General features: G+C 48.0%; 2 protein-coding genes. Both read left to right on the forward strand.

Annotation, left to right across the window (positions count from 1 at the left end; genetic code table 11):
* A partial coding sequence (locus BM122_RS24665) for a hypothetical protein (RefSeq protein ID WP_218152219.1) occupies positions 1–200 on the forward strand: 200 nt, incomplete at its 5' end.
* Positions 200–1096, forward strand: a complete 897-nt coding sequence (locus BM122_RS21265; RefSeq protein ID WP_218152220.1) for a hypothetical protein — start codon at positions 200–202, stop codon at positions 1094–1096. The genes BM122_RS24665 and BM122_RS21265, both read left to right, overlap by 1 nt.
* The last annotated feature ends 226 nt before the right edge of the window (positions 1097–1322 follow it).

The raw sequence follows: 1322 nt of genomic DNA on the forward strand, positions 1-1322 counted from the left end.
ATTCTGAATTGGTCATTATGCGAGGCATGGTGATCGACATGGATGAAGCAAAGCTACAAACGGTGGCACAGGTTAAGGCGTTTCTGGAAGGAACGCATGATATTGCGCTCAAGGTTCCCAAGGCGGAACACTATGGGTTTATCGAGAGAGTATTGAAGCGATTTGGCTATACCCCACTGCTCGGTGCGACAAAGGCGTAGTGTTACGCTATCTCAAACGTATGACAGACCTGTCACGGCAGCAGGTAACACGATTAGTTGAGCGGTACGGTAAATCAGGCCGAGTAACCAAAAAGAACAGTGCCCCCAAGAAGAATGGATTCTGCCGCCGCTTTAATCTAACTGACACGATTCTTCTGGCTGAGATGGATATGCTGCACGGTACTTTATCAGGCCCGGCCACCAAGAAGCTGATGGAGCGAGCCTACCTCATTTTCAATGACACACGTTTCGAACGGCTGGCGAGTATCTCGGTCTCTCATCTTTACAATTTACGTGCTGGCCGGGCTTATCAGGATAAACGGCGGCATTGGACGAAAACCCGCCCAACTGCTGTACCTATTGGGCAGCGCCGCTCTCCCCAACCTGATGGCGTGCCTGGCTATATTCGTATAGACAGCGTCCATCAAGGGGATCAGGATGGCATGAAAGGGGTTTATCATATCAACGCAGTCGACTGCGTGACCCAATTTCAACTTGTCGCCACTTGCGAGAGGATTAGTGAAGCGTATCTGCTGCCGGTTATCCAGCAGCTACTTGATCAGTTCCCATTCACCATTCTGGGATTTCACGCTGATAATGGCTCGGAATACATCAACTACAAAGTTGCGAGGTTTACTCGCAAAGCTGCGCATCGAATTCACCAAGTCACGACCACGACGTTCCAACGATCATGCTTTGGTGGAATCCAAACGGTGCCGTTGTGCGTAAACATCTGGGCTATACTCATATTCCGCAACGATTTGCTAAAAAAGTCAACGCATTCTGCACTGATTTTCTTAACCCTTATGTCGATTTTCACCGTCCTTGCTTCTTTCCTGAAACCGTCACCGACGCAAAGGATAAAGAGCGGAAAAAGTATCGTTACGAACACATGATGACACCTTTTGATAAGCTGAAAACATTGCCAGAGCAACCCTCTATCTCAAACCAGGGATAACACTTGAACAGCTGGATGCTGTCACATCAAGGATGAGCGATAATGAGACTGCCGCAGCACTCAATAAGGCGCGACAGGCGTTATTCCAATCCATTGCCGAGGCTCTCAAGCAATCTGCTTAATGATGCAATGGTAAAATACAAATGAAACATTTTTTTAACCAG

It is taken from the genome of Nitrosomonas communis, assembly GCF_900114745.1.
Classification (GTDB): domain Bacteria; phylum Pseudomonadota; class Gammaproteobacteria; order Burkholderiales; family Nitrosomonadaceae; genus Nitrosomonas; species Nitrosomonas communis_A.